The organism is Sphaerisporangium sp. NPDC004334, from assembly GCF_053602655.1.
On sequence record NZ_JBSGDZ010000029.1, the window covers coordinates 61,196 to 84,389 of the forward strand.

Sequence of the window (23,194 nt, forward strand, 5' to 3'; positions counted from 1 at the left end):
CCTTCAGTGGGCCACGGCGGCGGCGCCGTGCTCGTCCACGAGCGCGCCTGTGGTGAATCGTGCGAGGTCGAAGGGCGCGTTGAGCGGGTGCGGCTCGTCGCGGGCGATGGTGTGCGCGTAGCACCAGCCGACGCCGGGCGTCGCCTTGAAGCCGCCGGTGCCCCAGCCGCAGTTGACGTACAGGCCGCCGACCGGGGTGAGCCCGACGATCGGCGAGGCGTCGGGGCTGACGTCGACCACGCCGCCCCAGGTGCGCAGGACGTGCGCCCTGGCGAAGATCGGGAACAGTTCGAGCGCGGCGGCCATCTGCCGTTCGATGATGTGGAAGGCGCCGCGCCTGCGGTAGGAGTTGGGCGCGTCGATGCCGGCGCCCATGACCAGCTCGCCCTTGTGGGCCTGGCTGACGTAGACGTGGACGGCGTTGGACATGACGACCGTCGGGTGCACCGGTTCGAGCAGTTCGGAGACCAGCGCCTGCAGGGTGTGACTCTGCACCGGCAGCCGCACCCCGGCCAGGCCCGCGACGACCGAGGAGTGGCCGGCCGCGCTGAGCGCCACCCGGCCCGCCGCGACCCGCCCGCGCGTGGTCCGGACGGCCTGGACGCGTCCGCCGGCGACCTCGATGCCGGTGACCTCGCAGTGCTCGATGAAGTGGACGCCCATCGCGGAGGCGGCGCGGGCGTAGCCCCAGGCGACGTGGTCGTGCTTGGCGATGCCGCCCCGGGGCTGGTAGGTGGCGCCGAGCACCGGGTAGCGGGCGTCGGGCCGGACCTCGACGATGGGGCAGATCTCCTTGACCCGCTCGGGGCCGAGCCATTCGGCGTCCACGCCGTTCAGCCGGTTGGCGTTGACGCGGCGCACGCCGTCGCGCACGTCCTGGGCGCTGTGGGCGAGGTTGAGCACGCCGCGCTGACTGAACATCAGCCGGTAGCCGAGCTCCTCCTCCAGCCCCTCCCACAGCTTGAGCGCGTGCTCGTAGATGCCGGCGCTCTGGTCCCACAGGTAGTTGGAGCGGATGATCGTGGTGTTGCGCGCCATGTTGCCGCCGGCCAGCCAGCCCCGCTCAAGGACGGCCACGTTGGTGATGCCGTGGTTTCTGGCCAGGTAGTAGGCGGTGGCGATGCCGTGCCCGCCGCCGCCGACGATGACGACGTCGTAGGACCGGGCGGGCTCGTCGGGGCCGCGCCAGAGGGCGGCGCCGTCTCCGGGACCGGCCAGGCCGGTGGGGTCGGTCATGGTCCTCCCGTGCGGGGTCACGCGCGCAGCCGTTTCATCGCGGGGTCGAACAGCGGCTCCCGCGCGACGACGGCCGGGACGCGCCTGCCGAAGTAGCCGATGTGCACCTGCCGGCCGGGGATGGCCAGCTCGGCCGGCAGCCACGCGTAGGCGACGGCCTTGCCGACGGTGTACCCGTAGGCGGCGCTGGTGACGTATCCCACGCAGGAGTCGCCGTCGTACACCGGCTCCTTGCCCATCACCACGTCGGCGGGGTCGTCGGAGGTCAGGCAGGTGAGGCGGCGCCGCACCGACGCCTCCCGCTCGGCGAGCGCGCTCTTGCCGATGAAGCCGGGCTTGCGGGTCTTGACGGCGAAGCCGAGCCCGGCCTCGTACGGGTCGTGCTCGTAGGTCATGTCGGTGCCGAAGGAGCGGTAGCCCTTCTCCAGGCGCAGGCTGGTGAAGGCTCCGCGTCCGCCGGCGACGACGCCGTGCGCCTGCCCGGCCTCCCACAGCGTGTCCCACAGCTTCTGGCCCATGTCGGCCGTAGTGTAGAGCTCCCAGCCCAGCTCGCCGATGTAGGACAGGCGCAGCGCGGTGACCGGCACGGCGCCGATGTGGGCGCGCTTGGCGCGGAAGTAGCCGAAGCCCTCGGCGGAGAAGTCGGCGGTGGTGAGCGGCGCGACGACGTCGCGGGCGAGCGGTCCCCAGACGCCGACGCAGCACGTGCCGGGGGTGATGTCCCTGACGGTGACCGAGCCGTCGGCGGGCAGGTGGCGGTGGAGCCAGTCGAGGTCGAGGTTGCCGTTGGCGCCGACCTGGAACAGCTCGCGGCCGAGCCGGGCGACGGTGATGTCGCTGCGGATGCCGCCGTCGTGGTCCAGCAGCAGGCAGTAGGTGACGGTGCCCACCGCCTTGTCGACCTCTCCGGTGGACAGGCGGGTGAGGAACGCCGCGGCGCCGCGGCCGGTGACCTCCAGCCGTTTGAGGGCGGTCATGTCGTACATCGCGACGCCCCGCCGGGACGCCAGGGCCTCGGCACCGACGATCGGGGACCAGTAGCGGGCCGCCCAGTCGCCGGGCCGCGGGATGTCGCCGACCTCCGCCAGGGCGGCGTTGGCGGCGTACCACTGCGGGCGCTCCCATCCCGCGGCCTCCAGCGGGACCGCGCCCAGCTCGCGCTGCCGCGCGTGGAAGGGGCTGACCCGCAGCGGGCGCAGGTTCTCCGGCGGCTGGAGGGGGTGGATGATGTCGTAGACCTCGACGAAGTTCTGGCAGTCGCGGGTGAGGACGTACTCGGGGGCCAGTTGGTGCGGCTCGAACCGGTTGACGTCGCACTCGTGCAGGTCGAACGACGAGCAGTGCCCGTCGACCAGCCATTCGGCCATGGCGCGGGCCACGCCCGCCGAGTGGGTGACCCACACGGCCTCGGCCACCCAGAAGCCCTTGACCTCGGCCGACTCGCCGAGCAGCGGCATGTTGTCGGTGGTGAAGGAGAACAGCCCGTTGATGCCCCGCTCGATCTCGGCCTCGCGGGTCGCGGGGAGCAGCGCGCGGGTCTCCTCCCACGCCGGGGCGAAGTCGGCGGGGGTGAAGGGGGTCACCGAGGGCATCACCCCGGCGGCGGCGACGGCCGGGATGTCCTCGGGACGCACGGGCATCGGGCGGTGGCCGTAGTAGCCGACGGCCAGCCGGTCGTGCCGCTCGCGGTAGTAAAGGTCGGCGTCCTGGTGGCGCAGGATCGGGCGGGTCGCCTCCCTGGACGGCCGGGCCACCTCGCTCGCGAGGGCGGGGACCGGGCCGGTCCAGGCGAGCTGGTGGGCGAGCGGGGTGAGCGGCAGCGTCATGCCGGCCATGGCGGCCACCTTGGGGCCCCAGATGCCCGCGCAGCACACGACGACGTCGGCGGGGATCTCGCCCCGGTCGGTGAGCACGGCGCTCACCCGGCCGTCCTCGGCGCGCACGGCGAGCACCTCGTGCCGGTCCAGGACGCGCACGCCGCGCTCGCGGGCGCGGGCGAGCTGCCCCTCGACGGCGGGGACGGCCTTGGCGATGCCGTCGGTCGGGACGTACAGGCCGCCGAGCACCCGGCCGGGGTCGAGCAGCGAGTGGCGCCGCAGGCACTCCTCGGGGGTGAGCAGGCGGGCTTCGAGGCCCCAGGAGGCGGCCCAGCCGTGCCGCCTGCGCAGATCCGCGAGGCGTGCGGGGGTGGTGGCCACCTCCAGCCCCCCGACCTGGAGGAAGCAGCCGAGCGCCAGCAGCTTCTCGACGGTGTAGCGGGCCATTTCCATCATGGTCTTGGACGGGTTGGTCTGGAACACCAGGCCGGGCGCGTGGGAGCTGGACCCGCCGGCGGCCGGGAGCGCTCCCTGGTCGACCACGGTGATGTCGTCCCAGCCGCGCGTGGACAGCTCGTCGGCCAGGGCCGCGCCCACCACACCGGCTCCGATGACCACGACCCGCGGGCCTGCCATACGCCGCTCCTCTGTTGCGCATGCCGAGATCGGATGCGCATTCCGCAACAAGCGTGACCGGCGGCCCGGGGGGTGTCAAGAGCGGGTCAGCCGGTCGGCAGCCAGGCCTTCACCTTGGCGGGGTTGTCGGCGACCCACTTCTTCGCGGCGTCCTCGGCGGACATCTTGTCCTCGGAGATGTACTTGGCCACGAGGTTCTGGTCGTCGTTGGTCCAGGTGAAGTTCTTCACCAGCTCGTAGGCCGGGCCGCCCGAGTCGGCGAACTTCTTGCTCACGATCTTGTCGAGCTCGTACGGCGGGTAGTCGCAGGCCACCTTGGCGGCGTCGGCGTCGCAGCCGTCGGTGTAGGGCGGCAGGTTCACCTTGACGAGCTTGACCTCCGACAGGAACCACTGCGGCTCGTAGAAGTAGCCGAGCATCGGCTTCTGCTGCGCCTCGGCCTGCCGGAACCCGGTGATGAGGGCCGCCTCGCTGCCCGCGTAGACGACCTTGTAGTTCAGGCGCAGGTTCTTCACCAGCGCGGCGTCGTTGGTCACGAACGAGGGGTCGCCGTCGAGCAGCTGACCCTTGCCGCCGGACTCGGAGGTCGTGAACAGGTCGGCGTACTTGTCCAGGTTCTTGTAGTCGGTGATGCCGGGGTACTTCTGGGCCATCCACGGCGGCACGTACCAGCCGATGACGCCCTTGTTGCCGGTCGGGCCGGCCTCGACGGCGACCTTCTGGTCCTCGATGTATTTCTTCTTCAGGTCGTCGTGGCCCCAGTTCTCCACGATCGCGTCGACCTCGCCGGTCGCGAAACCCTGCCAGGCGACCTCCTCCTTGAGGTCCTTCTTGGTGACCTTGCAGCCTAGCTCCTTCTCGGCCACGTAGGCGATCACGGCCGCGTTGGCCTCGTACCCGACCCAGGGGTTGATCGCGAGGTTGACGGCGCCGCACGCCTTCTTCGCCGGGGCGGCGGCGTTCCCCGAGGCCGCCGGGGCCTCGCCGACCTTCGCCCCGCCGCACGCGGAGGCGAGCAAACCCACGACCGCCAGCAGCAGGACCGCCCTCGGCCGCCCGGATCCGTAGAACGAAACACTCACCAGGGTCCTCCTGATCGCAGGGCCGCGCGGAGCGGCCGCCGTGCACCCGTGACGGGCGGTTGGTGAACTCCCCGACGCCGCGACCCCTTGGTGATCGCGGCGAGCATGGTGCCGAGCACGACGATGGCCAGGCCCGCGGCCAGGCCCTTGCCGCGCAACTGGAGCTGCGAGAACCCCGACACGACGTCGTAGCCGAGCGCGCCCGCGCCGACCAGGCCGCCGACCACGACCATGGCCAGGACGTAGCACAGGCCCTGGCTCGCGGCCAGGGCGACCGCGCCGCGCGCCATCGGCACCTGCACCTTGGAGATGATCTGCCATGTGCTCGACCCGGCGGCCGTCGCGGCCTCCACCGCCCCGGCGGGCACGCCCCGGACGCCGTCGGCGACCAGCTTGATCGCCACGGGCGCGGCGTACACCACCGCGGCGATGATCGCCGTGAACCGGGTCGCGCCGAACAGCCCGAGGATCGGCACCAGGTACACGAACGCGGGCATGGTCTGGCCGGCGTCCAGCAGCGGGCGCATCACCCGGTCGGCACGGTCGTCCCGGCCGATCCACACGCCCACCACGACGCCCAGCGCCATCACCAGCACGGTGGCGACCAGTGTGGAGGCCAGCGTCACCATCGCGTCCTGCCACAGGCCGAGCGCCACCAGCAGGGCCAGGCAGGCGGCGCACACGAGCGCGACGCGCGGGGTGGCGACCACCAGCGCGACCGCGGTGACCACCAGCAGCACCAGCCACCACGGCGACCCGGTGAGCACCGCCTCGAACGGGTTCAGCAGGCTGTAGGTGATCAGGTTCTTCAGCCCGTTGGTGGAGGCGTACAGGTCGGCCTGCGCCCACCGGCCGGCGGCGTCGGCGCCCCGGCGGACGTAGGAGCCGAGGTCGGCCTCGCCGGGGAACTCCGCCGCCCACACGTAGACGTGCGAGAGGTAGACCAGCACGGCGGTGACGGCGAGGACGGCCGCCACCTGGAGCCTGCGCCACAGCGGCCGCCCGACGAGCCCGGCGCGCCCGGCCCGGCGGGCCGCCTCGACGCGGCGCCCGGCCGCCGAGACGCCGCGGTCCAGCACGATGGCCATGACCACGATGGCCAGGCCGGCGTTGAACGACGTGCCGACGTCCAGCGTCTCCAGCGCCTTGAGCACGGTCTTGCCCAGGCCCGGCGCGTCGATGAGCGCGGCGATCGTGACCATGGACAGCGCGGCCATGACGGTCTGGTTGACCCCGACGATGATGGTGCGCTTGGCCAGCGGCAGCCGCACCTTGGCCAGCAGCTGCCAGGGCGTCGAGCCGAGCGAGATACCGGACTCGACGCTCTCGCGGGGCACCTGCCTGATCGCGTGCGAGGTGATCCTGATCGCCGGCGGGATCGCGTAGATCATCGTGGCCACGGTGGCGCTGGCCGGCCCGATCAGGAAGAACAGCGTCAACGGCGCCAGGTACACGAAGGTCGGCATGGTCTGCATGAAGTCCAGGACCGGCGTCACCAGGCGGTCGAACCGGTCGCTCAGCCCGGCGCACACGCCGAGGGGGATGCCCGCGGCCAGCGACAGCAGGACGGCGGCCAGCGTCAGCGCCAGCGTGTCCATGCTCTCCTCCCACAGGCCGAGCAGCCCGAAGGAGACGAACCCGGCGACGGTCAGCGCCGCCACCCGGAGGTTGCCGTAGAGCAGGGTGAGCGCCCCGGCGATGCCGGTGACGCCGAGCCAGCCGACCACCGGCACCGGGCGGCCGAAGGAGGGCCGGCTGAGCAGCGCCTGGACGAAGGTGACCAGGTCGTCGATGAACAGCCGCACGTAGTTGACGAAGTAGAGGAACAGCGGGCTCTCATTACGGCCGTTGTCGACGGCCTCGGCGATCCGGCCGATGCGCACGTGCAGCGGGGTGAGCTCGGCGCCGTCCAGCGGGAGGGTGCCCTGCCCGCGGAAGGCGGCCCACAGCGCCACCCAGACGGCCAGGATGCCGAGCAGCAGGTACGGCCGGGACCACGCCGGCCGGCGGCGGGGCGCCGTGGTCGCGGTCATCGCGCGGTCACCTCGCCGGCGCTCATCCGGCGATCACCTCCAGCATCTCGGCGCCGCCGACCAGGCCGAGCAGCGCCCCGTCCTGGACGACCCGCACGGGCCGGTCGGCGCGCAGGACGGTGCGCACGGCGTCCTTGATGACGACGTCCGGCCCGAGCTCGGGGCCGTCCAGCGCGTCGCCGTCCTCGGGCGGGCGCATGATCCAGCGCAGGGTGAGCACGTCGGCGCGGGATACGTCCCGCACGAACGCGCGGACGTAGTCGTCGGCGGGCGCCCCGACCACCTCGTCCGGGGTGCCTACCTGGACGATCTCGCCGTCGCGCATGACCAGGATGCGGTCGCCGAGCTTGAGCGCCTCGCTCAGGTCGTGGGTGATGAAGATCATCGTCTTGCCGACCTCGCGGTGCAGGCGGACGACCTCGTTCTGCATGTCGCGGCGGATCAGCGGGTCGAGGGCCGAGAACGGCTCGTCGAAGAACAGCACCTCGGGGTCCACCGCCAGGGCGCGGGCCAGGCCCACGCGCTGTTGCATGCCGCCGGAGAGCTGGTCGGGGTAGGACTCGCCGTACCCGGCCAGCCCGACCAGCTCAAGCATCCGCGTCGCGCGCGCGTAGCGCCCCTGCCTGCCCTGGCCCTGGATTTCCAGGCCGTAGGCGATGTTGTCCAGCACCCGCCGGTGCGGCAGCAGGCCGAAGTGCTGGAACACCATGGCGAACCGGTGGCGGCGCAGCTCGCGCAGCTCCCGGTCGCCGGCCTTGCGGATGTCCCGCCCGTCCAGCAGCACCTCGCCGGCGGTCGGCTCGACCAGCCGGGTCAGGCAGCGCACCAGCGTCGACTTGCCCGAGCCGGACAGGCCCATGACGACGAAGACCTCGCCGCGCCGCACGGAGAAGGAGACGTCGCGCACCGCGGCGACGCAGCCGGTGCGCTCCTTGAGCTCGGCCCGCGACAGCTCGGCGAGCGGCGTGCCCGCCACCCGGCCGGCCCGCGCGCCGAAGACCTTCCACAGGCCGCGCACGTCGAGGGTCACCGCCTCCGGGGGCGGGGAGGGCTCGGCCTGCGACGTCGCGGTCATGGTCACCTCGCGGTTCGAGGGGCGGGGGCCGGCTTCCGGGGACGGACGGCGGAACAGGGCTCCGGCACGGACCTCTCCGTTCGCGGATTCGGTTGCGTATCGCGCATCAGAATGCTCAACGAGGAACAGATCGTCCCTCCCGTACGCGCCCCGGTCAAGGCTTGCCGCGTTTCGCTTGGCGACCGGAAAACGCACCTCCACCCGGGCGCGCACGTGAGTCCGGCCCGGCCCTGGTCACCCGGACGGAGCGGGCGCGTGGCCGGGCGGCGCGCCGGCGCGACCGGGGTGCCGGTAGAACTCCACCCGCTCCGGCGGCAGGGGCGTGTTGCCGAGCACGAGGTCGGCGGCCTTCTCGGCGACCATCATGACCGGCGCGTAGATGTTGCCGTTGGTCACGTACGGCATCACCGAGGCGTCCACGACCCGCAGTCCTTCCAGGCCGTGCACCCGCATGCTCAGCGGGTCCACCACGGCGCCCTCCCCGACGCCCATGCGGGCGGTGCAGGAGGGATGCAGGGCGGTCTCGGCGTCGCGGGCGACCCAGTCGAGGATCTCCTGGTCGGTGCGCACGGACGGCCCCGGCGACAGCTCGCCCGCGTTGAACTCCTCCATGGCCGGCCGGTTGAGGATGTCCCTGGCCACCCGGACGGCCTCGACCCACTCGCGGCGGTCCTGGCCGGTGGACAGGTAGTTGAAGCGCAGCGCCGGCCGCACCCGGGGGTCGGGGCTCTTGATCTTCACCGAGCCGCGCGCGTCGGAGTACATGGGCCCGATGTGCACTTGGTAGCCGTGGCCGCCGGCCGGGGCCGAGCCGTCGTAGCGCACCGCGACCGGCAGGAAGTGGAACATCAGGTTGGGGTAGGCCACCTCGTCGTTGCCCCGGACGAAGCCGCCCGCCTCGAAGTGGTTGGTGGCGCCCGGTCCGCTGCGCAGGAACAGCCACCGCGCGCCGATCCACGGCCGGTTGCGCCACTTCATCGCCGGCTGCATCGACACCGGCCGCCGGCAGCCGTACTGGACGTAGACCTCCAGGTGGTCCTGGAGGTTCTCCCCCACGCCGGGCAGGTTGTGGACGGGCCGCACGCCCGCGGCCCGCAGTTCACCGGCGTCGCCCACGCCGGAGAGCTGGAGCAGCTGCGGTGTGTTGATGGCGCCGCCGCACAGAATCACCTCGCCGGCCCGCACGGTGCGCCCGTCGCACTCCACGCCGACCGCGCGCCCGCCCTCGAACAGCACGCGGGTGACCAGCGCCCGGGTCCTGACCGTCAGGTTGGGGCGCCGTTTCACCGGGTGCAGGTACGCCCGCGCGGCCGACAGGCGGCGCCCGCGGCGGATGTTCCGGTCGAACGGCGCGAAGCCCTCCTGGCGGTAGCCGTTCACGTCGTCGGTGAGCGGATATCCGGCCTGCCGCGCGGCCTCGAAGAAGGCGGTGAACAGCGGGCCGTCCGCCGGGCCGCGCTCCAGCACCAACGGCCCGTCATGGCCGCGGAAGGCCGTGCCGGGGTCGGCGGTGCAGTTCTCCATGCGCTTGAAGTAGGGCAGGCAGTGGGCGTGGTCCCAGGTCTCCATTCCGGGGTCGGCCGCCCAGCGCTCGTAGTCCAGCGGGTTGCCGCGCTGGAAGATCATGCCGTTGATGCTGCTCGACCCGCCCAGCACCTTGCCGCGCGCGTGGTAGACGCGGCGGCCGTTCAGGTGGGGCTCGGGCTCGGACTCGTACTTCCAGTCGTAGAACCGGCTGCCGATGGGGAACATCAGCGCGGCGGGCATGTGGATGAAGACGTCCCAGGGGAAGTCGGAGCGTCCGGCTTCCAGGACCAGCACCCGGACGGACGGATCGGCGGACAACCGGTTCGCGAGAACGCATCCGGCCGAGCCACCACCGACGATGACGAAGTCGTACATGTAAGCCCTCGTCTCGCTCTCATCGCCAATATCCCGGCATATGCGGAGAAATGGCGCGCGTTGCGTTGTAGCGATTGACGCACAAGGTTGCGGCCTGCGCAACCATCGTCGGGCGGCGGCGTAAATGGACGGCGGTACGCCGACCCCCTACAGTCCGGGGCTATGGGCAACGAATCCTCGGCCGGCGTGCAGTCGGTCGACCGGGCCATCAGCGTGCTGGAGATCCTCTCCCAGCGCGGCGAGGCCGGCGTCAGCGAGATCGCCGCCGAGATCGGTGTCCACAAGTCCACCGCCTTCCGGCTGCTCGGCGCCCTGGAGGCCAGGAACCTCGTCGAACAGGCCGAGGACCGCGGCAAGTACCGCCTGAGCTTCGGCGTCATCCGCCTGGCCGGCGGCGTCGCCTCCCGGCTCGACCTCACCCAGCAGGGACGCCCGGTCTGCCGCCGCCTGGCCGAGGAGATCGGCGAGACCGTCAACATCGCCGTCGTGCGCTCCCACTACGCGGTCAACCTCGACCAGGTGCGCGGCCCGTCGGCGGTCACCGCCTACAACTGGGTCGGCCAGCTCACCCCCCTGCACGCCACCTCCAGCGGCAAGATGCTGCTCGCCCACCTCGACCAGCGCCACCGCGACCGGCTGCTGGCGGCGGCGGGCCTGGCCCGCTACACCCCCGCCACCATCACCTCGGCCGACGACCTCCTGCCCCAGCTCGCCGAGGCCAGGACGCGCGGGTACGCCGTCACCGTGGAGGAGTACGAGATCGGGCTGAACGCCATGGCCGCCGCCGTCCGGTCCTATGACGGGGAGGTCGTGGCGGCGGTCAGCGCGTCCGGGCCCGCCTACCGGTTCAGCGAGGAGCGCATGCACGAGGTCGCCCCGGTGCTGGTCGGCGGCGCGGCCGACATCAGCCACCGGCTCGGCTACTCCGGCTGACCCGGTGACGCGGGCCGGCCCCGCTCGGCTCGTCCGGTGACGCGGCCAGGCTCGGCTTCTCCGGGTGCCCCGGGCCGGGCCTGCTCATCCGGCGGGCCGGCCCGGCGGCTCGAGGCGCCCGGCGACCCACTGGTGGAACTCGGCGATGTGGTGCTCGCTCGGCACCAGGACGCCGCCGCGCGCGTAGACCCGCGAGCCCATCGCCGGCTGGCAGCGCTCGCACGCGTCGAAGTCCTGCACGTTGACCTTGTGGAACAGCTCGACCGACGGCCCGATGTCCCGGCCGCCGGCCACGACCTCCGGCAGGAACAGCCAGTCGCACTCCACCACCGTGCGGTCGGCGGCCAGCGGGAACATGCGGTGCACGATGGCGTGGTCGGGGACGAGGTTGACGAACACCTGCGGCCTGATGGTGATCGCGTAGTAGCGGCGGTCCTGCTCCCGGCTCACCGTCGGGATGCGGTCGACCCCCGGCGAGCCGTCCACCGTGAACCCCTCGACGCCGCCGCCGAACGCCGCGCCGTGGCCCACGAAGTACTGGGCGGCGTACCCGTCGGCGAACTCCGGCAGCACCGCGGTCAGCTCGGGGTGGATGGTCGCGCAGTGGTAGCACTCCATGAAGTTCTCGACGATGAGCTTCCAGTTGGCCCGGACGTCGTAGACGATCCTGCGGCCGACCTTCAGCTTCTCCACCCCGTAGTTCTCGATCGAGGCCAGGTCGCCGAGCCGGGTCACCACCGCGCCGAGGACGTCCTGCTCGAAGGAGGGCGGCTCGTCGGCCAGGCACACCCACACGTATCCGAGCCATTCGCGCACATGCGCCGTGACCAGGCCGTACTCGACGCGGTCGATGTCGGGCATCGTGCTGAGGTTCGGGGCGGCGATCAGCGTGCCGTCCAGGTCGTAGGCCCAGGCGTGGTAGGGGCACTGGAAGGCCCGGCGGACCCGGCCGGACTCCTCGGCGCACAGCCGGGCGCCGCGGTGCCGGCAGACGTTCAGGAACGCGCGCGCCGATCCGTCCTCGGCGCGGCTGACGATGACGCTCTCGCGCCCCACCTGCACCGTGCGGAAGGCCCCGGGCCCGTCCAGGTCGTCGGCGCGGGCCGCGCAGAACCACATCGTCTCGAAGATCCGGCGCTGCTCCAGGGCGAAGACGTCCTGGTCGGTGTAGAAGCGGCCGGGCAGGGTGGCCAGCAGGCTGGGGGTGGTCACGCGCCGCTCCCCGTCCGCCGGGCCGCTGCCGGTGCGCCGATGTCGAGCCGGTGGGCCTCGCCCCGCGACGGTGCCGCGAGGGGGCAGGCGGGAATCACCGCGGTCACCCCTGAAGTTGATGATGACGGAACGGAACTCACTATGCGCAACAGACTGCGTCCCAGGTGGGCCGCTGTCAATACGCCCCGGCGACGCCTCTGCCTTGCCCGTGTCTCACCTTGGGTGACCCCCGGCGGGTCACCCTGCGTGACGCCCGGCGGGCCCCGCACGCCTGGAGTACGGGCGCGCGCTCCTTGCTCCGGAGCCACCTTCCTGTTACTCAGGCCCACCCGCCGCGCCCGTCGATCAGGCGCCCGCCGCGGCGCGCCATCCGGGAAAATGGCCCACATGCGGCTCGAATGGCAGCTCTGGAGATATGTCGTAGTAGCCACACTTGTATTGCTGCCTGCCGCCGTCGCCGCGGCTCACCTGCTCGCCCGCCGGCGGGCGCGTCAGGGGCATCCCCACCCCGCGCGGACGGCCTACGCCGATGTGTTCATCGTCGCCGGGACCCTCCCCTGGGTGTGGATGATCCTCACCCCTGGCACCGCTCCGGGCGTCAGCCTGGTGCCGCTGCGCGATCTCGCCGAGCTGGCGCGCGGGCCGTTCGGAGCGATGTTCGCGCAGGTCGGAGGCAATCTGCTGGTGTTCGCCGCACTCGGCGCCCTGCTGCCGATCCGCTCGGCGCGCTTCGCCCCCCTCTGGCGGATCGGCCTGCTCGCCGCCGCGCTGTCGCTCATCGTCGAGGCGCTGCAGTACGGCCTGCGCCTCGGCCGGGTCTCCTCCGCCGACGACGTCCTGCTCAACACCGCGGGCGCCGTGCTGGCCGCGCTGGCGACGCGGCCGTGGCGGGCCGGCCGGACGGCGGCCGGGACCGGTCCACGGTAAACGAGGCACGAAAGACCCCGGAGATCACCACACGGGCACGATCCGCTCAAAAGAAGCACGGGACCAACCTGAGTATCTGTGCGATCGTGGACAAGGCGGGGCAAGTTCTCTGGAGACGCGGACCGCGTTGGTGACTGAGGGTGATAGAGCGTGATGCAATCCCCGGTACCTCACGACCCCCCGATCTATCGCCGCATCGCCGATCGCCTGCGCCAGGCGATCCAGGCGGGCGAGTTGCGCGATGGGGATCGCCTACCGGGCGAGAACGCCCTCATGGCCGAGTACGGCATCGCCCGCGCGACGGCACGGCAGGCGTTGTCGGTGCTCATCAACGAGGGCGTGGCCGTGCCGCGCCGGGGCTCGGGGGTGTACGTGCGGCAGTTCCGGCCGATCCGCAGGCACGGCTCGCGCCGGCTGTCCCGCGAGCAGTGGGGGACGGGCCGGGCCATCTGGGACGGCGACGCCGGCGGCCGGCCGTACGCGGTGGACGATCTGACGGTCGCCCGTGAGACGGCGGACGAGGACGCTGCGCGGGCGCTCGGCTGCGACGAGGTCTGGGTGCGGCGACGGCGCTACTCCGTCGACGGCCGGCCGGTGCAGCTCGCGGCCTCCTGCTTTCCGGCCGAGCTGGTCGCCGGGTCGGCGATCACGGAGCCGGACACCGGCCCGGGCGGGGTCTACGCGCGGCTGCGCGACCTCGGGCACGCGCCGGTGCACTTCACCGAGGAGGTGCGCGCCCGGATGCCCGCGCCGGAGGAGGCGGCCCGCCTCTCCCTGTCCGCCGGGACGCCGGTGATCGTCGTCTGCCGGACCGCGTACGCCGCCGGAGGCGCAGCGGTGGAGCTCAACACCATGATCATGGACGCCGCGTCGTACGTACTTCAGTACGACTTCGACGCCTGAGTCAAGGTGAAATGTCAAGCGTTAGGTTGACCTGTCCCACCCGAACATTGATTTCTCTAGAGATGTCCCGCAACGTGAAGGGGAAAGGTACCGACCTGGCCCCTCGCCGCGGGAAGGGTGGACGGGATGTCGTTCGACCGGCACCTCGCCGAAATCGCCCGGGAGTTCCCCGACTGGACGATCTGGAGGAGCGACGCGGGAAGGTGGTGGGCCACCCGGCACCACCTGCTCACCGAACATGAACGCGACGCGGGTGGCGCGATGACCATCGACGCCGACGACCCCGCCGGCCTGCGCGAGCGCCTGCTCGAACAGCGCCGGCTCATCCCCGGCCTCGACCAGCGGTCCGGCCTCACCGGCGAGGCGGGACCGACGCGGGCCTCCACCGGCCAGGGAGGGACCGGCGAGCCGGGCGCCTCCCCGGCGTGGGGATCAGGACCGCCCGGGGCCCCTGGCGAAGGGGACCCGGGCACGGCCGCCGGCGCCGCCGACCAGGAGAGCTGATCGGCGGGCGCCGGCATGAGGGAAGCGGAAACCTCCGACCCGATCGGGGGCGGAGGTTTCCGCCACCTCAGCGCTGGTGACCGCCGCCGGAGTGGACGTCGGAGTCCTCGAAGAAGCCGCGGATGCGGCCCTTCGAGGTCTCGTGGTCGTTGCCGCGCCGGACGTCGTGCGCGTCATCGTCCCCCGCCACGACCTGGACGCTCTGCTGAGCGTCCAGGACGCCGCCGTCGGCGTCGAAGACCGGGCGCCCGAACACGGCGTCCTCCGGCTGATCGTCGCCATGGTGCCCGACGAGGCCGCCGCGCGAGCCGCCGCGCGGAGCGAAGGCGTCCTGCGGGCCCGAGTGCGACGCGAAGACGTCCCGCGAGCCCTGCTCGGCCGGCGGGCCCTGCTCGGCGCCCAGGCCGCCCTCGTCGCGCCCGTGACGCTCGTCGCCCTTGTCATGCTCGCCGGCGCCCTCGGAGCCGTCCTGCGCGCTCTCGTGGCCCGCTTGGGCGTCCTCCCCCTCGGCGGCGCCGCCCGGCCGCGCGGGGCCGTCGGGGCCGTGGGGGCTGTCGGCGTCGTCCAGGACGACGCGGACCGCGTCGATCTCCTCGGCGGCCGGGGCCCCGCCCTGGTGAAGGTCCTCGGCCGAACCCACCGGCGGCGCGGGCGGCAGCACGGCGGCCTCGTCGATCAGCGCCCCCGCGTTCGCCTCGCGCCGCAGCAGGTCGGTCAGCACCGAGCCCATCTCGTTGAGCCGGCGCATGACCTCGGTGTGGGTGTCGGTGAGGAAGGTCACCCTCGTGCCGGTGTGCTCGTCCAGCGACGCCGCCCGCTGGCGCGCGGCCTTCAGCGTGGCCTCGGACTCGGCCTTGGCCGAGCCGAGCGTGGCCTCGGCCTGGGCATTGGCCTCCGACACCAGCCGCTCGGCCTCGTGCTGCGCGGCGGTGAGCGCGCGGTCGGCCTCGGCCCGCGCGTTGCGCAGCGTCTCGTCGGACTCGGCGCGCGCGGCCCCCAGGGTCTCCTCGGCGTCCGACCCGGCCTGGGCCAGCAGCCGCTCGGCGGCGTTGGTGGCCTCGGCCACCCGGCGCTCGGCCTCGGCCTGGGCGGCGGTGAGGATGCGCTCGGCCTCGGCCGCGGCCTCCTCGCGCACCTTGGCGGCCTCGGTGTCGGCCGTCTCGCGCTTGGAGATCGCCTCCTCCTCGGCGAGCTTGAGGATCTGGCTCAGCCGCTGGCCGAGCTCGTCGTAGTCCTGCGGGGCCTCGGCCAGGCGGCGGCGGGCCTCGGCGAGCTCGACGCGGCCCTGTTCGGCCTGATCGATGGCGCGCGCCAGCCGTTCCTCCAGGTCACGAATCTGGTTGCGCGTTCGGACCATGTGATCGTGCACCTGGCGGCGGCTGTATCCACGCATCACCACCTCGAAGCCGAGGTCCTCGTGCATCATGTCGGGGAAGCTGTCGTGCTGGTTCGTCATGGCTGAGCCCTGGGGGTCTTGAATCGAGTGGGGGTCGTGCTTCGGTCACGTCACGTCAGGACACGACTTTCCTGCCATCTGCCCAAGTCCGCAACCCGAACGCCTGACCTGTTGCGGTCTGATGAGCGCCTGTCGCCGGTGAGGCGGGAAACCGGCCGAGCCGCACGTGAGATCATCGATGACATGAGCGAGCGGCCCCTCTCCGGTCCGGGCACCTCCCCGGCCGCGCCCTACATCGCGGCGCTCGGCGAGGCCGTGCCCGCCGTCCACCCCGAGGCCTACATCGCCCCGACGGCCGTGGTTGTCGGCCGCGTGCGGCTCGGGCGGGGCACCAGCGTCTGGTACGGCTCGGTGCTGCGCGGCGACGCCGAGGCCATCGAGGTCGGCGACGAGTGCAACATCCAAGATCTGTGCTGCCTGCACGCCGACCCCGGCCTGCCCGCCGTGCTGGAGGACCGCGTGAGCCTCGGCCACCGCGCCGTCGTGCACGGCGCCCGCGTCGAGAGGGGCGCGCTGGTCGGCATCGGCGCGGTCGTGCTGAACGGCGCCACGATCGGCGCGGGCTCGCTGGTCGCGGCGGGCTGCGTGGTCACCCCCGGCAAGAAGATCCCCGCCGGGGTGCTGGTCGCCGGGGTGCCAGGGAAGATCGTGCGCGAGCTGACCGACGACGACAGGGCGGGCTTCGCCCGCACGCCCGACACCTACATGGCCAAGGCCGCCCGCCACCGCGCCGCCTCTCCTCTGCCCCCCGGAGCCTGAGCCGGCCCCGTCGCGCCGGGGGCGGACCGCGGTGCGACACCCGGGTCCCCGTGACCTGCCCCCAGTAGCATGGCGGCCGTGCAGTGGGACCCTTTCGAGGCGATCGAGCGGGATGTCCGCGCCATGGTCGCCGACCCGCGGTGGGCGGACGTCCCCGCACCCACGCAGGCGCAGGCGATGGCCGCGCGCCTGCTGCGCACCCCCGACGGCGCCTGCTGGCTGTTCGGGACGCACGCCCGCTGGCACCGCCACGACGCCCAGGACGGGCTGTGGCACCTGTCGGCCCCGCCCGCCGCCCCGCGCGTCCGCGCCGCCGCGACCCCGGCCCACCCGGCGCCGCCCGTTCCGCAGGACCTGCTGCCCTCCGCCGCCGACCTGGCCTTCGACCGCGGCTCCACGCAGGCGTTCGTCGGCCCCGACGTGCCGCGCGACATGACCGAGCGCATACGGGCTCTGCTGGACGTCGCCCGCGCGGCCAGGGAGGAGGAGGCCCCCTTCTCCACGGGGCCGCTGCGCGAGGTGTTCCACCCCGACGTCACGGCCCCGGTCGCCGCGATGTGGGGGACGATCATGTGGTGCGCGTACGCCCCCGCGTTCGACGGCAACGAGGTGCTGCTGTCGATGTTCGGGGAGTTCCTCTCCCGCCCGCTGCCGGGCGACGACTGGGTGCGCTGGCTGCCCCCGATGCCGCTCTCGGCGCTGACCGCCCTCTACATCGAGCGGCTGGCGCGCGGGGCGGGCGCGGCGGTGCGCGTGGCCGGGCAGCTCGCGGGCACCGCCCGAGTGCTGCTCGCCGACCCCCGCTTCGCGCCCCGAGCGGCCGCGCTGCTGGCGATGGTGGAGCCGCTGCGGGCGCGGCCGTGGCTGGACCACCCGGCAGGCGACGCCGAGGCGGCGCGGCGGGCGTGGCTCGCGCGCTGCCCGCCGCATCTCGGGGGCGCCCTGGAGGCGGAGTCCTCGCCCGGCCGGCACCTGCGCCACATGCTCTACGACCTGGTGGAGGCGCTGTCGTTCGTGGAGGTCCACGGCGCCGACCCGCGGGCGGTGGCCGCCTCGCTGCTCGCCGCGGACGTCCAGGCCGTGGCGCCGGGCGTGGCGCCACAGCTCTATCCGTGGCTGGATCCGGAGTTGCGGCGCGCCTTCCACGCGGCGCTCACCGATCCGGGTCACCCGTTGCGGGGCTGCTGGCCGCGGGACGGCGAGCCGCCCGCCCCGCTTCGTCCGCCCGACCGGGCCTCGGCCGCGGCTCTGCTGGGAGCCGGTTACGCCTCGGGGCTCGCCTGGTGCCGTGTCACCGGAACGGCCCCGCCGCCGCGCGGCTTCCCCACGTCCTCGGCCACGGTGACCTGCCTGATCCACGAGCGGGACGACCCGGCGCCCTCCGTCCCAGCGACCTCAGCGGAATGGATACGCCACTCCTGATCCCGCCGGCCAGATCTAAACGGTTTATAGGGTTATTTCCTGCTTACCTCGCGTATATCATTCCCCGCCCCCTGATCTGCAGATTTGACGGAATTGTGATCTCGGAACGGGGAAATGGTTCCACGAGGACACGGGCGGGTGTGACGAATGGTCCCGATGGGCCATGTCGTGGAAAGCCACCCGGCCGTAACCTCGAAGAGGGTGTGGGCTGCGGAAGGAAGGACGACGCGGTGGGGCACGATTATCTGGACTCAAGGGTCCATGACCGTGTCGCGTTGGACGAGATCGCGCTCTACGCGGAGGTGCTCAGCGCCGTCGCTGTCAGCGAGCGAGAGCTGACGTTGGATGAGCTCGACAACGCGCTCGGGTTGCGGACTTCGGTGAGCCACTGAAGTAGCTCTCAGAACTGGTCCCGGACTCCCCCGGAGTTCGGGACGGTTTTGTGAGCGGGCCCCTTGAGCCCCCCTCACACGTCCCCTGCGGACTAGTCCACCCGGGCCGTGCGCCCACCCGCCGCACTAGCCTCACCCGTCCCGCGGACGGCCGCGTGGACGGCGCGCGGCGCCTCCAGCCGGTCTCCCCACCCTGGACCGGGCGGGCCTTGCGCGACGGCGCGTGCCGGTCGCCGGCCCGGCTAGGAGCGCACCAGCCGGGCGATGGCCGCCGACGCCTCCTTGACCTTCTCGTCGGCCTCTGGCCCCCCGGCGTCGATGGCGTCCCGCACGCAGTGCCCGATGTGGTCCTCCAGCAGCCCCAGCGCCACCGCCTGCAGAGCGCGCGTGGCCGCCGACACCTGGGTGAGGACGTCGATGCAGTAGGAGTCCTCCTCGACCATGCGCTGCAACCCGCGGATCTGGCCTTCGATGCGCCGGAGCCTGGTCAGATAGGCCTGCTTGTCACCGCTGTACCCATGCATACCGTCCACGATACCTGTTCGGGGTATGGCTCCCGCGCTGCTCAGACGCGGGCTCTCAGGCCCTCCACCAGCGACTCCCAGCGGGCGGCGATGGCCGGCGCGGCGTGCTCCGCGGCCGACTCGCGCGCCCCCGCCGCCAGCGCCATGCGGCGGCGCTCGTCGTCGATCAGCGCCAGCAGCGCCGAGGCGTACGCGCCGATCTCTCCCTCGCCCGAGGGCACCAGCACGCTGTCGCGGCCGGGGGTCACGAACTCCCCGAACCCCCGGGCCCCCTCGAACCCGACCACCGGGACGCCGCAGGCGAGCGCCTCGATGACCGTCATGCCCGGCGTCTCGGCATGGGAGGTGACGGCCACGATGGACGCCTTGGCGAACTCCCCCTGCAGATCAGGGGTGGTGCCCATGAAGTACACGTTGTTGTGCAGGTTCAGCTCGCCGACCAGCGCCCGCAGCCGCTTCTCCTCGGGGCCGCCACCGTACAGGCGCAGCCGCCAGTCGGGACGCTTGTCGGCCACGATGGCGAACGCGCGGATGAGCCGGTCGAACGACTTGCCCGGCATCCACCGCCCGCCGGCCGAGACGATGCGGTTGTCCATGCGCGAGCGCGGCCAGGGCGCCGGCGGGAGCGCGTCGGGGACGACGAGCACCGGCGGATCACCGGCGCCGTCCAGCAGGCGGATCATCTCTTCGCCGGTCGCCTCGGTGGAGGCCACCACGGCGTCCAGCTTGGGATAGAACCGCCGCACGGGCGCGGGCACCGCGGGGCGGCTCCACTCGCGAGCGATGCGCAGGGTCTCGCGGGGGACGTGCCGGGCGGCCTGGACGCTGAGGCCGGGCCTGGTGGTCACCAGCACATCGCCGCGCAGGCCGCGCAGAGTGCGCCACAGCGCCACCTCGGTGCGCATCTGGCCGCGGGGCAGCAGATGGCGCACTCCAGGGCGCGCGTCGATCAGCCAGCGCAGCGCGATGCGCGGGTCCACCGGGAAGAACGGCGCCTCGCGCACCCTGCGGACGCTGATGATCTCTACCTCGTGGCGGCCGGCGAGCTCGGTCGCGAGGTTGAGCACCGCGCGCGTGTCGCCGCGCATGCCGTACGCGGAGGGGACCAGGAAGCAGATCTTCACCCGCCCACCTCGAGACGGAGCTCGTCGTCCACGGTGTAGCACGGCCGGACCGGCACGCCGTCGACGCTGGTATCGGGATAGTGCACGCGGCGGCGCTTGCCGTCCACATCGTCGATGCGCGCCCCGAGCGGCAGCGGCGTCTCCAGCCCGTCCACCTCCAGGGACGGGGCCCACAGCCCCTCGTACTCGGGCGTGGCCGCGATCACGTCGCACAGCGACAGCGCCGCGTGGAAACGCACGCCCTGCACGGTGGCGGCGGCGGTCACGGCCGTGTCGGGGCCGGAGGTGCTGCGCAGGGCGAGGCGGGCGGTGCGGTGGGCGTCGTCGTCGTCGAAACCGGTGTAGGCCAGCAGCCCGGTGACCTCGAAGCGGCCCTCGCGGAACCACACCGCGCGCACGTCGGCGACCGGCTCGGCCGGGGAGATCTTCAGCGCCAGGTAGCCGTTGAGGGTGCGGTAGGCGCGGTAGGCCATGGTGCGGCGGCTCAGCGCGTAGGCGTCCAGCCGGTCGAGCGAGAAGCCCGGATCGACGCAGTGCATGCGGGTGCGCCGGGCGGGCTCGCCGTCGCCGAGGCCGCCGTCGTGCTCGAGGTAGGTGTCCCACCGGCCGGGGGCCAGGCCGAGCGGGGTCAGCGACACCGCGACCGAGGCGTCGCGCGCCTCCGCTCCCGGCGTGCCGAGAACGACCTTGGCCTCGCTTCCGGTGCCCCGCTGGCGCAGGACGAGCCGCGTGCCCTCGGGGAGGGGGTGCTCGATGGACACGCGGAGGGAGAGGACGTCGGCCAAGGTGACCTCGGCATCGGTAACGACAACGCGCACCGTAGCCCCTCCCCGTCGATTGAGCCCCGCGCGTTGAGGTTACCGTGATTTCCCCGTTATGTGGAGAAAGGTTTTCCGGCCCCGCCTACCGCCGGGCAGGCAGGGCCGTTTCCGCAGGTCACATCCCAGGTCGAGCGGCGTCAGGCCTTGACCGGCCGGCCCTTCACGGAGGTGACGAGGAGCTGCGCGACGTCGACCACCTCAAGGGACTCCTTGGCCTGGCCGTTGTTCTTCTTCTCGTTGATGGCGTCGCCCAGCATGACCAGGCAGAACGGGCAGGCGGTCGAGACGGTGTCGGGGTCGGTGGTCAGCGCCTCGTCCACCCGCTCGGTGTTGATGCGCTTGCCGATGCGCTCCTCCATCCACATGCGCGCCCCGCCCGCGCCGCAGCAGAAGCCGCGGTCCTTGCAGCGGTGCATCTCCTGGGTCTGGACGCCCGGCACCTTGGCCATGATGTCGCGCGGCTGGGCGTACACCTTGTTGTGGCGGCCGAGGAAGCACGGGTCGTGGTAGGTGATCTTCTCCTCGATCGGGGTGATCGGGGTGAGCCTGCCCTCCTCGACCAGCTTGGCCAGCAGCTGGGTGTGGTGCACCACTTCGAACATGCCGCCGAGCTGCGGGTATTCGTTGGCCAGGGTGTTGAAGCAGTGCGGGCAGGTGGCGACGATCTTCTTGACCCCGGCCTCGTTCAGCGTCTCGATGTTCTGCTGGGCGAGCATGTTGAACAGGAACTCCATGCCCAGGCGGCGGGCCGGGTCGCCCGTGCATGCCTCCATCGGGCCGAGCACGCCGAACTTCACCCCGGCGATGTGCAGCAGCTCGGCGACCGCCTTGGTGGTCTTCTTCGCGCGGTCCTCCAGGGCTCCGGCGCAGCCGACCCAGAAGAGGTACTCCAGGTCGTCGGGGACCTTCTCGTCGATGACCTGGACCTCGATCGGGTCGACCTCGCGCGCGGCCAGCTCCTCGATCCACTCGGCGCGCTTCATCTCGGACACGCCCCACGGGTTGCCCTTGTTCTCGAGGTTCTTGAGCATGACGCCCGCCTCGGAGGGGAAGCTCGACTCGATCATGACCTGGTAGCGGCGCATGTCGATGATGTGGTCGATGTGCTCGATGTCCACCGGGCACTGCTCGACGCACGCGCCGCAGTTGGTGCACGACCACAGCACGTCGGGGTGGATGACGCCCTCCTCGCCGACCAGCGGCTTGCCCGCCAGGGCCAGGACGTCCTCGGGGAGGTTCGCCCGCTCCTCCTCGGTCGCCAGCAGGTACGGGGCGATGGCCATGGCGTGGTCGCGCTGGTCGAGGATCAGCATCTTGGGCGAGAGCGGCTTGTCGGTGTTCCACGCCGGGCACTGCGACTGGCAGCGGCCGCACTCGGTGCAGGTGTAGAAGTCGAGGAAGCCCTTCCACGTGGTGTCCTCGATCTTGCCGCGGCCGAAGACGTCGGTGTCGGGGTCGGCCTCCTCGAAGTCGAGCGCCTTGCCGTTGCTGCGCATCTCGGGCACCGCGCCGAGGCCGTCGGGGCGCCGGGAGAACGCCACGTTCAGCGGGGCGGTGAAGATGTGCAGGTGCTTGGAGTTCACCACGATGACCAGGAACACCAGCATGACGCCGATGTGCAGCAGCAGACCGGCCTTCTCCAGCAGCTCGTTGGCGCCCGCGCCGAGGGGGCGCAGCAGGGCGGCCGCGGCGTCGGAGGCGAAGGCTCCGGACCGGTAGGGGAAGTTGCCGGTGTTGACCGCCGCGCCGCGGAACAGGAACAGCGACCAGATCACGTTGAAGATCATGAACAGGATCAGCCACGCGCCGCCCAGGTGGGAGCCGGAGAAGCGCGAGTCGCGGCCGAGCTTCTTCGGCGAGTTCCTGACGCGGATGACGGCGAAGGCGGCCAGGCCGGCAAGGCAGGCGACGGCGATGAGGTCCTGGAGGAAGCCGAGGACCGGCCAGGTGCCGACCAGCGGGATGTGGAAGTCGGGCTTGCCGGTCACCGCCCCCTGGATGAGCGCCCCGTACGCCTCCAGATAGACCGTGGCGAGGATCACGAACGCCCAGAACACCACGAAGTGCGCGACGCCCGACGGCGTCCACTTGAGCAGCTTCCGCTGGGCGAACACCTCGACGAGCTGCGCCCTGAGCTCGGCGCCGAGGTTCTCCTTGGCGTACCGCACCCGCTCCGGCGCGGGCTGGCCGCTGGTGGCGAGGCTGTAGAGCCAGCGCACGCGGCGACCTGCGAGCGTGACCGCCACGGCGGTCATCACCAGCCCGATGATCGCTACAAGGAGCACGGGTCCTCCAAACTATGGCGTCGGCTGCCCAGCGTAGACACACCGGTCATCCACGGTGACGGCATGGCCAACCCGTATGATACTCGCCGGTAACTTACCGCCGGTACGCAGGGGCCGGACATCCTTGGTGGACCCGATGCTAGAACAATGC

General features: G+C 72.3%; 18 protein-coding genes. 6 read left to right on the forward strand and 12 right to left on the reverse strand.

Translation table 11 applies throughout. The features are described from left to right. Positions 1-3 precede the first annotated feature (3 nt). From ACWEN6_RS32010 to betA, 6 genes are all read right to left on the reverse strand, one after another. Complete coding sequence (locus tag ACWEN6_RS32010; RefSeq protein ID WP_452575448.1) at positions 4-1,236, reverse strand: sarcosine oxidase subunit beta family protein; 1,233 nt, start codon at positions 1,234-1,236, stop codon at positions 4-6. A 17-nt stretch (positions 1,237-1,253) separates the two neighbouring features. After that, on the reverse strand, positions 1,254-3,689 hold the full coding sequence (locus tag ACWEN6_RS32015; RefSeq protein ID WP_452575450.1) for a GcvT family protein: 2,436 nt from the start codon (positions 3,687-3,689) through the stop codon (positions 1,254-1,256). Positions 3,690-3,775: 86 nt separating this feature from the next. Then, complete coding sequence (locus ACWEN6_RS32020) at positions 3,776-4,771, reverse strand: ABC transporter substrate-binding protein (protein ID WP_452575452.1); 996 nt, start codon at positions 4,769-4,771, stop codon at positions 3,776-3,778. Next, on the reverse strand, positions 4,768-6,804 hold the full coding sequence (locus ACWEN6_RS32025; protein WP_452575454.1) for an ABC transporter permease subunit: 2,037 nt from the start codon (positions 6,802-6,804) through the stop codon (positions 4,768-4,770). The genes ACWEN6_RS32020 and ACWEN6_RS32025 overlap by 4 nt, the downstream gene beginning before the upstream one ends. Positions 6,805-6,826: 22 nt before the next feature. Then, positions 6,827-7,879 carry a quaternary amine ABC transporter ATP-binding protein gene (locus ACWEN6_RS32030; protein ID WP_452575456.1) on the reverse strand — a complete coding sequence of 351 codons (1,053 nt, stop codon included), beginning with the start codon at positions 7,877-7,879 and terminating at the stop codon, positions 6,827-6,829. Between the two features lie 234 nt (positions 7,880-8,113). After that, on the reverse strand, positions 8,114-9,781 hold the full coding sequence (betA, locus tag ACWEN6_RS32035; RefSeq protein ID WP_452575458.1) for a choline dehydrogenase: 1,668 nt from the start codon (positions 9,779-9,781) through the stop codon (positions 8,114-8,116). Between the two features lie 162 nt (positions 9,782-9,943). Between betA and ACWEN6_RS32040 the strand changes: the two genes are divergently transcribed. Continuing rightward, complete coding sequence (locus tag ACWEN6_RS32040) at positions 9,944-10,714, forward strand: IclR family transcriptional regulator (protein WP_452575460.1); 771 nt, start codon at positions 9,944-9,946, stop codon at positions 10,712-10,714. Between the two features lie 84 nt (positions 10,715-10,798). Here ACWEN6_RS32040 and ACWEN6_RS32045 read toward each other — a convergent pair whose 3' ends face one another. Beyond that, positions 10,799-11,926 carry an aromatic ring-hydroxylating oxygenase subunit alpha gene (locus ACWEN6_RS32045; RefSeq protein WP_452575462.1) on the reverse strand — a complete coding sequence of 376 codons (1,128 nt, stop codon included), beginning with the start codon at positions 11,924-11,926 and terminating at the stop codon, positions 10,799-10,801. 387 nt (positions 11,927-12,313) lie between these two features. Here ACWEN6_RS32045 and ACWEN6_RS32050 point away from each other — a divergent pair, with 387 nt between their 5' ends. The 3 genes from ACWEN6_RS32050 (at position 12,314) to ACWEN6_RS32060 (ending at position 14,260) form a co-directional block, all read left to right on the forward strand. Further along, positions 12,314-12,853 (forward strand): VanZ family protein, encoded by a 540-nt coding sequence (locus ACWEN6_RS32050; protein WP_452575464.1) that lies wholly within the window; start codon positions 12,314-12,316, stop codon positions 12,851-12,853. 153 nt (positions 12,854-13,006) lie between these two features. Next, positions 13,007-13,756, forward strand: coding sequence for a GntR family transcriptional regulator (locus ACWEN6_RS32055; protein ID WP_452575519.1), 750 nt, complete (start codon positions 13,007-13,009; stop codon positions 13,754-13,756). Between the two features lie 126 nt (positions 13,757-13,882). Next, positions 13,883-14,260 carry a hypothetical protein gene (locus ACWEN6_RS32060; RefSeq protein WP_354844405.1) on the forward strand — a complete coding sequence of 126 codons (378 nt, stop codon included), beginning with the start codon at positions 13,883-13,885 and terminating at the stop codon, positions 14,258-14,260. Positions 14,261-14,327: 67 nt separating this feature from the next. Here the strand turns inward: ACWEN6_RS32060 and ACWEN6_RS32065 are convergent, their stop codons facing one another. Then, positions 14,328-15,716 carry a hypothetical protein gene (locus ACWEN6_RS32065; RefSeq protein WP_452575465.1) on the reverse strand — a complete coding sequence of 463 codons (1,389 nt, stop codon included), beginning with the start codon at positions 15,714-15,716 and terminating at the stop codon, positions 14,328-14,330. A gap of 183 nt (positions 15,717-15,899) precedes the next feature. Here ACWEN6_RS32065 and ACWEN6_RS32070 point away from each other — a divergent pair, with 183 nt between their 5' ends. Together ACWEN6_RS32070 and ACWEN6_RS32075 are read left to right on the forward strand one after the other, a co-directional pair. Next, complete coding sequence (locus tag ACWEN6_RS32070; RefSeq protein WP_452575467.1) at positions 15,900-16,475, forward strand: gamma carbonic anhydrase family protein; 576 nt, start codon at positions 15,900-15,902, stop codon at positions 16,473-16,475. 69 nt (positions 16,476-16,544) lie between these two features. Next, positions 16,545-17,897, forward strand: a complete 1,353-nt coding sequence (locus ACWEN6_RS32075) for a hypothetical protein (RefSeq protein WP_452575469.1) — start codon at positions 16,545-16,547, stop codon at positions 17,895-17,897. Between the two features lie 634 nt (positions 17,898-18,531). Here ACWEN6_RS32075 and ACWEN6_RS32080 read toward each other — a convergent pair. The 4 genes from ACWEN6_RS32080 to ACWEN6_RS32095 form a co-directional block, all read right to left on the reverse strand. Further along, a complete protein-coding gene (locus ACWEN6_RS32080) occupies positions 18,532-18,813 on the reverse strand; it encodes a metal-sensitive transcriptional regulator (RefSeq protein ID WP_354844393.1) in 282 nt (93 codons plus the stop codon). Between the two features lie 41 nt (positions 18,814-18,854). Next, positions 18,855-19,937: a glycosyltransferase gene (locus tag ACWEN6_RS32085; RefSeq protein ID WP_452575471.1), complete on the reverse strand. Its 1,083-nt coding sequence runs from the start codon at positions 19,935-19,937 to the stop codon at positions 18,855-18,857. Continuing rightward, the gene (locus ACWEN6_RS32090; protein WP_452575473.1) at positions 19,934-20,755 is read right to left on the reverse strand and encodes a hypothetical protein; all 822 of its coding nucleotides are present in this window, start codon (positions 20,753-20,755) and stop codon (positions 19,934-19,936) included. The genes ACWEN6_RS32085 and ACWEN6_RS32090 overlap by 4 nt, the downstream gene beginning before the upstream one ends. Positions 20,756-20,895: 140 nt before the next feature. After that, complete coding sequence (locus ACWEN6_RS32095; protein ID WP_452575475.1) at positions 20,896-23,043, reverse strand: heterodisulfide reductase-related iron-sulfur binding cluster; 2,148 nt, start codon at positions 23,041-23,043, stop codon at positions 20,896-20,898. Between the last annotated feature and the right edge of the window lie 151 nt (positions 23,044-23,194).

Bases quoted from the DNA above. Each gene is read 5' to 3' on its own strand.
- ACWEN6_RS32010 (WP_452575448.1), bottom strand. From the start codon at position 1,236: ATGACCGACCCCACCGGCCTGGCCGGTCCCGGAGACGGCGCCGCCCTC.
- ACWEN6_RS32015 (WP_452575450.1), bottom strand. From the start codon at position 3,689: ATGGCAGGCCCGCGGGTCGTGGTCATCGGAGCCGGTGTGGTGGGCGCG.
- ACWEN6_RS32025 (WP_452575454.1), bottom strand. From the start codon at position 6,804: ATGACCGCGACCACGGCGCCCCGCCGCCGGCCGGCGTGGTCCCGGCCG.
- ACWEN6_RS32030 (WP_452575456.1), bottom strand. From the start codon at position 7,879: ATGACCGCGACGTCGCAGGCCGAGCCCTCCCCGCCCCCGGAGGCGGTG.
- betA (WP_452575458.1), bottom strand. From the start codon at position 9,781: ATGTACGACTTCGTCATCGTCGGTGGTGGCTCGGCCGGATGCGTTCTC.
- ACWEN6_RS32040 (WP_452575460.1), top strand. From the start codon at position 9,944: ATGGGCAACGAATCCTCGGCCGGCGTGCAGTCGGTCGACCGGGCCATC.
- ACWEN6_RS32050 (WP_452575464.1), top strand. From the start codon at position 12,314: ATGCGGCTCGAATGGCAGCTCTGGAGATATGTCGTAGTAGCCACACTT.
- ACWEN6_RS32055 (WP_452575519.1), top strand. From the start codon at position 13,007: ATGCAATCCCCGGTACCTCACGACCCCCCGATCTATCGCCGCATCGCC.
- ACWEN6_RS32060 (WP_354844405.1), top strand. From the start codon at position 13,883: ATGTCGTTCGACCGGCACCTCGCCGAAATCGCCCGGGAGTTCCCCGAC.
- ACWEN6_RS32065 (WP_452575465.1), bottom strand. From the start codon at position 15,716: ATGACGAACCAGCACGACAGCTTCCCCGACATGATGCACGAGGACCTC.
- ACWEN6_RS32070 (WP_452575467.1), top strand. From the start codon at position 15,900: ATGAGCGAGCGGCCCCTCTCCGGTCCGGGCACCTCCCCGGCCGCGCCC.
- ACWEN6_RS32075 (WP_452575469.1), top strand. From the start codon at position 16,545: ATGGCGGCCGTGCAGTGGGACCCTTTCGAGGCGATCGAGCGGGATGTC.
- ACWEN6_RS32080 (WP_354844393.1), bottom strand. From the start codon at position 18,813: ATGCATGGGTACAGCGGTGACAAGCAGGCCTATCTGACCAGGCTCCGG.